This window comes from Vibrio sp. V01_P9A10T6, assembly GCF_963877065.1.
GTDB lineage: Bacteria > Pseudomonadota > Gammaproteobacteria > Enterobacterales > Vibrionaceae > Vibrio > Vibrio anguillarum.
The window spans coordinates 1-9,679 of sequence record NZ_CAWNTB010000023.1 but is presented as its reverse complement, the minus strand read 5'-3'; the positions used below and the strand labels follow the sequence as shown (position 1 = coordinate 9,679).

The 9,679-nt window shown below is 47.1% G+C and carries 8 protein-coding genes and 1 tRNA gene; 6 read left to right on the top strand and 3 right to left on the bottom strand.

Translation table 11 applies throughout. The features are described 5' to 3' along the window. Both minD and minC read right to left on the bottom strand, forming a co-directional pair. The coding region (minD, locus tag AACQ21_RS01600) for a septum site-determining protein MinD (RefSeq protein ID WP_105977381.1) at positions 1-688 on the bottom strand (688 nt) is incomplete at its 3' end. 19 nt (positions 689-707) lie between these two features. After that, the gene (gene minC / locus AACQ21_RS01595; RefSeq protein ID WP_013857213.1) at positions 708-1,370 is read right to left on the bottom strand and encodes a septum site-determining protein MinC; all 663 of its coding nucleotides are present in this window, start codon (positions 1,368-1,370) and stop codon (positions 708-710) included. Positions 1,371-1,569: 199 nt separating this feature from the next. Between minC and AACQ21_RS01590 the strand changes: the two genes are divergently transcribed. From AACQ21_RS01590 to AACQ21_RS01570, 5 genes are all read left to right on the top strand, one after another. Next, the gene (locus tag AACQ21_RS01590) at positions 1,570-1,851 is read left to right on the top strand and encodes a YcgL domain-containing protein (protein ID WP_017044579.1); all 282 of its coding nucleotides are present in this window, start codon (positions 1,570-1,572) and stop codon (positions 1,849-1,851) included. Between the two features lie 23 nt (positions 1,852-1,874). After that, the gene (locus AACQ21_RS01585; protein WP_013857211.1) at positions 1,875-2,843 is read left to right on the top strand and encodes a lytic murein transglycosylase; all 969 of its coding nucleotides are present in this window, start codon (positions 1,875-1,877) and stop codon (positions 2,841-2,843) included. A gap of 61 nt (positions 2,844-2,904) precedes the next feature. Then, the gene (locus tag AACQ21_RS01580; protein ID WP_105977380.1) at positions 2,905-3,852 is read left to right on the top strand and encodes a LysR family transcriptional regulator; all 948 of its coding nucleotides are present in this window, start codon (positions 2,905-2,907) and stop codon (positions 3,850-3,852) included. A gap of 218 nt (positions 3,853-4,070) precedes the next feature. Next, on the top strand, positions 4,071-5,276 hold the full coding sequence (locus AACQ21_RS01575) for a NupC/NupG family nucleoside CNT transporter (protein ID WP_105977379.1): 1,206 nt from the start codon (positions 4,071-4,073) through the stop codon (positions 5,274-5,276). Between the two features lie 378 nt (positions 5,277-5,654). Then, a complete protein-coding gene (locus AACQ21_RS01570) occupies positions 5,655-8,195 on the top strand; it encodes an Ig-like domain-containing protein (protein WP_105977378.1) in 2,541 nt (846 codons plus the stop codon). A gap of 105 nt (positions 8,196-8,300) precedes the next feature. Here AACQ21_RS01570 and folD read toward each other — a convergent pair whose 3' ends face one another. After that, the gene (gene folD / locus AACQ21_RS01565; RefSeq protein ID WP_176428681.1) at positions 8,301-9,161 is read right to left on the bottom strand and encodes a bifunctional methylenetetrahydrofolate dehydrogenase/methenyltetrahydrofolate cyclohydrolase FolD; all 861 of its coding nucleotides are present in this window, start codon (positions 9,159-9,161) and stop codon (positions 8,301-8,303) included. A gap of 201 nt (positions 9,162-9,362) precedes the next feature. Between folD and AACQ21_RS01560 the strand changes: the two genes are divergently transcribed. After that, positions 9,363-9,439 (top strand) — tRNA-Arg (locus AACQ21_RS01560). Positions 9,440-9,679 lie beyond the last annotated feature (240 nt).

The following is a 9,679-nucleotide window of genomic DNA, read 5'->3' as shown; positions in this document are numbered from 1 at the left end:
CAAAAATAACCGGAACACCTTTGTTGGAGGCATTAAGCACCGCTTGGCTTTCTGGGATCACGCCAAGTAAAGAGATATGTAAAATCTCTTCAACATCTTCCACGCTCAACATTTCACCTTGTGTCACGCGAGTAGGGTTATAACGGGTTAATAAAAGGTGCTGTTTAACAGGCTCTAACCCTTGCTCTGAGCGCATTGATTTGGAATCCAAAATCCCTAAAATGCGGTCCGAGTCGCGCACGGAAGAGACTTCAGGGTTCGTCGTTACAATCGCTTCATCAGCAAAGTACAAAGCCATCAACGCGCCTTGCTCAATACCTGCTGGTGAGTCGCAAATGACGAAATCAAAGTCCATCGTATCGAGTTCATCCAAAACGCGCTTTACGCCCTCTTTGGTGAGCGCATCTTTATCACGGGTTTGTGAGGCAGGCAGAATAAACAGGTTTTCGGTGCGTTTATCTTTGATCATCGCTTGGTTAAGTGTCGCCTCACCGTTGATGACGTTGACAAAGTCGTACACCACGCGGCGCTCACAACCCATGATTAAGTCAAGGTTACGCAGACCGATATCAAAATCGATGACCGCTGTCTTTTTACCTTTTAAAGCCAAGCCAGAAGCAATTGCTGCGCTTGAGGTTGTTTTACCAACGCCGCCTTTTCCTGACGTTACAACAATAATGCGTGCCATTATGTTTTCCTTGTTAATTTTAAATCGTGAGCGTTTCAAAATGCAGTGAATCATCAACCATGCTGAGCATCACTTTCTTCTGCCAAAACTCACTTTCAATTTGATCGCTAAGCCAATAATTTCCAGCAATGGAGACCAGCTCTGCTTGTAAATCGTGACAAATAATTTTTGCTTCCGTTTGGCCGCTGGCACCGGCAATGGCCCTTCCGCGCAGTGAACCATGAATGTGAATTGAACCATCGGCGATCACTTCGGCCCCTGCGCTGACGTGATTGAGGATCACTAAATCGCTATCTTTGGCATACACTTGCTGGCCAGAGCGAATGGGCGTGCGAATCACCTTGGTTGGCGCGATTTGAGCGGGAGCTTGAGAAGGCGACTTGCTTGCTGCCATCACGGCAAAGCCAGCTTCTGAGGCTAAGTTTTGGCTGCGTTTATCACGGCAACCTGTCACACCGACCGGGATCATTCCCGCTTCAGTGATGCCTTGTTTAAGTATCGCAAAATCAATATCGCCAATCACTTTAGCAATATTGATCACCACAGGTGCAGAGGCAAAAAAAGCAGGAGCTTGGGCGACTTTTTCCTTGAGAAACTCAACGGTATTGGCAACTTCACTGTCGCAAAGGTGTAACACTGACAAAGTAAAACTGCTACCTTTTAGGTCAGGAGTATTCGACATCTTATATTGACCTCAATAACTAATGGCTTCACTAGAAAGGGCGTTGCCTGAAACTAGGGTTGTCATGTTATATTCCCTGACTTAGCTCAGCAAGTTATCTTGCGGTCAAATGTTTGTTTTAATCTCAAATTTGGTAAAAGTTTAACGTTTCTAACTTAATTGGCTCGAAAAGCCAGTTTATTACAATAAAAGGTTTGTCATGCTTTGCTCTATCTACAAAAGCTCTAAAAAAGAAGGTACCTATCTCTATATCCCCAAAAAGGATGACTTTTCACAGGTTCCTGACACATTAATGGCGATGTTCGGTAAACCTACTTTAGTCATGGTAGTGAAACTGGAAGGGCGTACACTTGCCCAAGTGAACATTGAAAAAGTAAAAGAGTCTCTAGAAAATGAGGGCTTTTTCCTACAGTTACCGCCACCGCCACAAAATTTATTAGAACAATATAAGCAGCAAAAGGCTCAGCAAAAAGATAGCTAAGTTTTCAGCTCAAGGAGGACGATTTGAGAAAGTTATTGTCAGTCGTATTGGGATTAAGCCTCTCCACGCCATTGATGGCGAATGAGGTTAGTTTTGAACACTATGTCGAAGGCTTGAAGCAGCAAGCACGAAATGAAGGCATTTCAGAGCAAATTTTAATCGATGCGTTTAAAAATGTGGAGTACAAGCCACGTGCTGTGACGGCCGATCGCAATCAACCAGAAAAGAAACTGACGCTGGATGAATATATCCCACGCGCGGTTCCAGAATGGAAAGTGAACCAAGCAAAGGCGCTGTATGAAAAGCACTATGCAGAGCTTAGCCGCATTGGCGAACAATATGGCGTACAGCCGCGCTTTATCGTGGCTTTGTGGGGCGTAGAAAGTAATTTTGGTGCGTTGACCGGTGGTTTTAGTGTTATTGATGCGCTGACGACTATGGCTTATGACGGTCGTCGAGAAGAATTTTTCCGCAAGGAGACGATGGCCGCGTTGCAAATTCTACAGCAAGGTCATATCCAAGCTGATGAGATGAAAGGGTCTTGGGCTGGCGCGATGGGACAATGCCAGTTTATGCCGAGTTCGTTTTTGGCGTTCGCTTCCGATGGTAACGGCGATGGCAAAAAAGACATTTGGCGCTCAAAGGAAGATGTATTCGCGTCGACGGCCAATTATCTCAGCCAATCGGGATGGGATGATAAATACACTTGGGGCCGTCAAGTTAAAGTTCCGCATGGGTTTGACCGCACTCTAGAAGGGCGACAGCCCGAAAAAGGGAAATCACTGAGAGAGTGGAACAAGCTCGGTATTACTCGTTACGAAGGTAAACCACTGCCTAATTTAGACAACGTTCAAGCTTGGCTTATCATGCCAGATGATGAAAATGGCCGCGTTTACTTGGTATACAACAACTATAATGTGTTGATGAAGTGGAACCGTTCATATTATTTCGCCCTCGCGGTGAGCCATTTGGCGGATAGAATTACCTATTGATTTGAACCTTAATTGAACGCAAAGGGCTCATCATGAGCCCTTTGCTATTTCTGGAGAGCGTGTGCTAGTTGAACGTGCAGGGCAAATGGTGATATTTGCTGCGTTAATCAAACATCGAGGCTTTACCGCTGCGGCCAAAAGCTTAGGCGTATCAGTATCGCATGTTAGTAAGCAGTTGGCCTTACTGGAAGCCTCGCTCGGGGTGAAGCTCGTTCAGCGAACCACTCGCAGCTTCACCAAAACCGAGGCTGGAGAGGCTTTTTATCGCCATTGTATTGCGGTCGTTGGGTTGATGGATGCTGCGCAGTCTGAAATGGAAAGCCAGCGTGATGAGGTGTCTGGGCTGATTAAGCTTGGTCTTTCACAGTCGTTTGGTTCTTTGCACATTTTGCCAGCACTGGAGGCGCTTCGTCAGCGTTATCCAAAACTGCAAGTGGAAGTGCATTTGTTCGATTATCGAGTCGATATGCTCGAAGAAGGGCTTGATTTGTGGGTGACCAACAACGAACATTTGCCGGAAGGGTACGTGGCGCAACGTCTCGCCGATTGCCAATTTGTGCTGGCGGCATCACCGGAATACTTATTAAACCATTCACCCCCTCAGACACCCGGTGATCTGTTAGGTCACAACTGTCTTATCTACCGTAGTTGGGAGCGAGATTACACCAGTTGGTCGTTTGCTAATCCAGAGCAAAAGATCAACATCAATGTGTCGGGTAACTATTCGGTGGATTTAGCCGAAGCCGTCCGTGACGCCGCCGTGGCAGGGTGGGGTGTTGCTTACTTGGCGACTTATTTAATTCGAGATGAATTTCGAACTGGTAAACTGATCCAGTTGTTGCCAGATTGGCACGCAAATCAAAGCATGCCTTTTTATGCGGTTTACCCGAGCCGACAACATATGCCGAAGAAAACCTCAGCCGTGATTGAATTTATCAAGGCTTTAATCGGTACACCTTGCTACTGGGATACTCAGTTAGAGCCTTACATCCGTTTGACAAAAGTGTAATGAGTACGAATTATTATTTCCAAACTCAGAAACATCTTTTCTATATGGAAAAGATAAGCCTAGGCAATCGTTTAGCTTGTTACAAATCAACAGCTTGAAACAAGAGGCTTAAGGCTGCTATTTTTAAGCACACCTCTGTAACATTTGCGACTTGCGCATTCGTTTTCGCACGATAGAATGCGCGCCTTTCCTATCCCCGTTATCTGGATTGACAGCAAATGAACTCATTACTTGGCGTCGTCGCCATCTTATTTACGGCTTGGCTACTTTCTACCAATAGAAAAAACATCCAACTTAGAACCGTGTCGCTCGCTTTTTTATTGCAAGTAGGCTTTGCACTATTGGTTCTGTATGTCCCTATGGGGAAAGAAGTGCTCAACAGTGTCACGGGTGCGGTGTCGAATTTGATCAATTATGGGCAAGAGGGAATTGGCTTTCTCTTTGGCGGTTTAGCCAATGGTAGCGTTGGTTTTGTGTTTGCGATTAATGTGCTTGGCATCATCATTTTCTTCTCCGCTTTGATCTCCGGTTTGTACCACATTGGTTTGATGCCTAAAGTGATTAATTTGATTGGCGGTGGTTTACAAAAATTATTGGGTACGGGGCGTGCAGAGTCACTGTCAGCCACGGCGAACATTTTTGTCGGCATGATTGAAGCGCCGTTAGTCGTTAAGCCCTATTTAAAGCACATGAGTGATTCGCAATTTTTTGCGGTGATGACGTGTGGCTTAGCCTCGGTTGCGGGTGGTACGTTAGTGGGCTATGCCTCACTGGGCGTTAACCTTAACTATCTTATTGCGGCGGCATTTATGTCAGCTCCAGCCGGTTTGTTGATGGCGAAAATTTTGGTGCCGGAAACCGAAGCGCAAAGTCAGCAGGTGGCCAACGAAGAGGTTGAGATACCAAAAGCAACCAATGTGGTTGAAGCCGTGGCTGATGGGGCAATGTCTGGGCTTCGTATCGCGGTTGCGGTTGGGGCGACGTTACTGGCCTTTATCAGTGTGATTGCGCTACTCAACGGCCTATTGGGCTGGGTGGGCGGTCTGTTTGGCTTAACCCTTAGTTTTGAATTGATTTTAGGCTACCTATTTGCTCCAGTTGCGTGGCTGGTGGGCATTCCATGGAGCGAAGCGATGACGGCAGGCTCACTGATTGGTAATAAAATTGTCGTGAACGAGTTTGTCGCTTTTATCCAATTGATGGACGTAAAAGATTCGCTCAGTGAACATTCTCAAGCGATTGTAACTTTTGCTCTGTGCGGCTTTGCCAATATTTCGACCATGGCAGTATTGATCGGTGGTTTGGGCAGTTTGGTGCCAGAGCGTCGCAGCTTCATCTCTCAATATGGTTTTCGAGCGATCAGCACTGGCGTGCTGGCTAACTTGATGAGTGCTGCACTTGCTGGGGTTATTTTGTCGCTATAAACGTAGCGTTTCTATTGGTTACGAGAACCCACCATACATTTTGTATCTTCGATGCCGGCTAATAGAGCCGGCATTTTTATCCATCCACCTCACCAAAATAATATTGACCATATCAATTTCTCAACGACGTGTGATTAGGTGAGTTCGTGAAGTCCGCCGAAAAAGATTTGCAAGCGGTGTTGATGTTGAAATCATGCCGTGATTTTGAGCTGAGATAATTAAAATTATCAGTTATTTAGAGTGCAATTCTCGTCCTCTAGCTTATTAGTTATATACCCTGCCTACTTGATGTTGCCTTGTCTTTATCTCGCGTATTGCAGGCCACCACGTCAAGTTACTTGGGAACGGGTTAATTATTCATAAGCAAAGGAGAGAACAATGAGTTCTTATCTACTCAGAGCCGCCATTATTACAACGTTAGGGATAAGCTACCAAGCTCAAGCCTATAACTGTGATGGCTTGGGCTCTTGGGATACGTCCGCCATTTATACGTCCGGCGATAAAGTGACGGAATCTAACGCAGCCTATCAAGCTAACTATTGGACGCAGGGAAATGATCCTGCAAGCAATAACGGCCCTTGGGCATTTTGGCTATCACTCGGGCAGTGTGACAGCGGTGGTGGCAATGTTCCACCCACGCTAAATCTCGTTTCTCCTGCCAATAATGCACAAATCCCACAAGGCAGCTTAATCACGCTGCAAGCCACCGCGTCTGATAGCGATGGTAGCGTGGCACAGGTTGAATTTTTGATTGATGGCGTGTCGATCGCCGTCATCACACAAGCGCCTTTCCAAACCGATTGGACTGCCGCTTTAGGCGCAACCCAAGTGACTGCAATTGCCACTGATAATCAGGGTGCGACTACGTCAACCGCGTCAACCATTTCGGTTACGCCTGTTGGTGGTTTAGTTCCTCCTTCCATCTACTTAACCAGCCCAACAGGTGCTGAGCAGCTAGCGGCTGGTAACTCATTGACGCTAAGCGCTAATGCCACCGATTCGGATGGAACCGTCACGCAAGTTGATTTTTATGTGGATGGACAACTCGTCGCTTCAGATACTTCAGAACCTTATGCCCACGATTGGACTGCTGTCTCAGGCTCTCACACCTTTAAAGCCAAAGCGACGGATAATGATAACCAAACGACTCATAGCCAAGAGGTCGCCTTGGTTGTATCTGGAGGCTCAAGTGGTGGTTGTGCAGGTTTAGCAACCTATGTGGCGGGTAGCAGTTACGCTGCGGGCGAACTGGTGCAAAACAATAATCAAAAGTTCCGTTGTGATATCGCAGGTTGGTGCTCTTCCAGCTCAGCGTGGGCCTATGAGCCGGGCAAAGGAAGTTATTGGCAAGAAGCGTGGACAGGAATGGGCGCGTGCGCCACGCCACCTACCGTTTCATTGACGAGCCCTGCTGACAATGAAGTGATTCTGGCTGGTTCTACCATCCTGCTCAGCGCACAAGCTAATGATGCCGATGGCAGTGTAGTACAAGTGGAATTTCTTGTTGATGGCACGAGCCTTGGCGTAGTAAACCAAGCGCCTTATTCGGTTGAGTGGGTTGCGAGCAAGGTCGGAAGTACCACACTCAAAGCCATCGCAACCGATAATGACAATAATAGCGCTGAAAGTCAGATTAACGTTTCAGTAAGCGATCAAGCGTTAGTGGTGTCGTTAACATCGCCAACGCCAGGGCAAACCGTCGGTTTAGGTAAACCAGTCAATATTGCTGCCAATGCGACGTCACTCACTGGTGCTGTTTCTAAAGTCGATTTCTTAGTGAATGGAGCGGTGGTCGCAACTGATACCAGTGCGCCTTATGCCTACACTTGGACACCTACGGCTATCGGCGAATACACAGTGGCTGCGCAAGCTTATGATGCAGGCAGTAGTGTATTGTCAGACGCGGCTGCCGTGAAGGTGGTTGAACAGACACAGAAAAAGCACAAATTGATCGGTTACTGGCATAATTTTGTCAATGCTGCTGGCTGCCCAATGCGTCTCGCTGATATGTCTGATGCGTGGGATGTGATCGATATTGCATTTGCCGACAATGACCGCAACAGTAATGGAACCGTGCATTTCAATCTTTTCGCAGGCGATGCGCATAGTAGCTGTCCCGCCTTAGATGCTACCCAGTTCAAGCAAGATATGGCGACCTTGCAAGCCAAAGGCAAAGTTTTTGTTTTGTCACTTGGTGGCGCGGAAGGCAACATTACGCTCAATACTGACAGTGATGAAGCGCACTTTGTTGATAGTTTGACGGCGTTGATCAAAGAGTGGGGTTTTGATGGCTTGGATGTTGATTTAGAAAGTGGTTCTAACTTAATGCATGGCTCGCAAATTCAAGCGCGCTTGGGCCGGGCATTAAAGCAAATTGAAGCCAACATCGGCGGTGATATGTACCTGACCATGGCACCAGAACACCCTTATGTTCAAGGAGGAATGGTGGCTTATAGCGGCATTTGGGGTGCGTATATTCCTATCATCAATGAGGTTCGTGACACGCTCGATCTACTTCATGTCCAGCTCTATAACAACGGTGGGTTACCAAACCCTTATCTACCGGGTGCAGCACCTGAAGGTTCGGTGGATATGATGGTCGCTCAATCAAAAATGCTGTTAGAAGGGTTTGATTTGGCCGATGGTTCACGCTTTGAACCACTGCGTGACGATCAAGTTGCAATCGGTTTGCCTTCTGGCCCGAGCTCTGCCAACTCTGGGCAAGCGCCCACACAAAACATTCTTGATGCGTTGGACTGCTTAACCAAGGGAACCTCTTGCGCGACGGTGAAACCGAGTTTCAACTACCCTAACTACGGTGGTGTGATGACATGGTCTATTAACTGGGACGAACACGACGGCTACAATTTCTCTACGCCAATAGGCAACAAACTGACGCAAATGAATAATGCCCAATAAAGGCTAAGTTGGTTTATAACGCAAGAACCCCAGCGCAGTGCTGGGGTTCTTTTTGGCTCGCTCATCATAGCTATCAATAACCACTAGCAATAATCAATAACAAGATCAGTTATTGGGGTGAAATTGCTCGCATGCCAACAGGGTGTTTTCAATCAAACTGGCAACCGTCATTGGCCCGACACCACCCGGAACAGGGGTGATCAAGCTTGCTTTGGTGCGCGCTACATCGTACTCGACATCGCCAATCAGTTTGCCTGACTCCAAGCGGTTGATGCCCACATCAATCACCACGGCACCTTCTTTAATCCATGCACCGGGAATAAAATTGGGTTTACCAACGGCCACCACCAACAAATCAGCTTGGCGAACATGGTGCTCTAAATCTTTAGTGAAGCGGTGGCATGTGGTTGTGGTGCAACCAGCCAGTAGCAGCTCTAACGTCATTGGTCGGCCGACAATATTGGATGCGCCCACAATCACCGCATGCTTACCACGCAGTTGAACGTTATAGCGCTCAAGCAAAGTGATGATCCCTTTGGGCGTGCAAGAGCGCAGTTTAGGAATGCGTTGGGCTAAACGGCCCACATTGTAAGGGTGAAAACCATCGACATCTTTTTCAGGAACAATGCGTTCAAGCACATGGGTTGTGTCAATCCCAGCAGGTAAGGGCAGTTGCACTAAAATGCCGTCAATTTCAGGGTCGGCATTGAGCTTATCGATTAACGCCAGTAGTTCCTCTTCACCTGCAGTGGCCGGAAGATCATAGGATTTAGAAACAAAACCTACTTCTTCACAAGCACGACGTTTGCTGCCGACATACACTTGTGACGCAGGATCTTCTCCCACCAGCACCACCGCTAACCCCGGAGCGCGAAGGCCCATTTGAGTGCGAGCTTTTACCCGCGCCGCTACTTCAGAGCGAACCGTCTGGGAGATGAGTGTCCCATCAATATTTTGAGCAGTCATGGCTTTCCTTACACATTGGTCGCAAATATTTTTGGGCGCATTGTCGCAGATATTTAAAGTAACATCTATAAGCAAACGTTTGCTTTGTTCTGTTTTTCGTCACATGGTTAGCGAATGGCAGTTTTTTAGGCATTTGAAACAGAATGTTAGAGAAAGCGATTGATTTACGGAGTTCAACTCGTATAATCCTGTCCCTGTAGCGCGCCCTTAGCTCAGCTGGATAGAGCACGTCCCTTCTAAGGATGTGGTCGTAGGTTCGAATCCTACAGGGCGCGCCATTTATTCAAGAAAGCCCCGATAACTCAAAAAGTTGTCGGGGCTTTTGTTTTTCATGTTCATCCGTTCGGTTTTTTACTCCGATGGTACTTTTGTGCAGAGTGTTGATAATTTCATCGCTTTCATCTTATTACATCTTGCTCCTACTGGCCTCGCAAAACGCACCTTCTTAGCTATCCCACGAATATTTTGTGCCACACTCTATGTGAAATTTAATTCATATGGAGGGTGCGTAATGAATC

Bases quoted from the DNA above. Each gene is read 5' to 3' on its own strand.
- folD (WP_176428681.1), bottom strand. From the start codon at position 9,161: ATGACTGCTCAAAATATTGATGGGACACTCATCTCCCAGACGGTTCGC.
- AACQ21_RS01570 (WP_105977378.1), top strand. From the start codon at position 5,655: ATGAGTTCTTATCTACTCAGAGCCGCCATTATTACAACGTTAGGGATA.
- minC (WP_013857213.1), bottom strand. From the start codon at position 1,370: ATGTCGAATACTCCTGACCTAAAAGGTAGCAGTTTTACTTTGTCAGTG.
- AACQ21_RS01575 (WP_105977379.1), top strand. From the start codon at position 4,071: ATGAACTCATTACTTGGCGTCGTCGCCATCTTATTTACGGCTTGGCTA.
- AACQ21_RS01590 (WP_017044579.1), top strand. From the start codon at position 1,570: ATGCTTTGCTCTATCTACAAAAGCTCTAAAAAAGAAGGTACCTATCTC.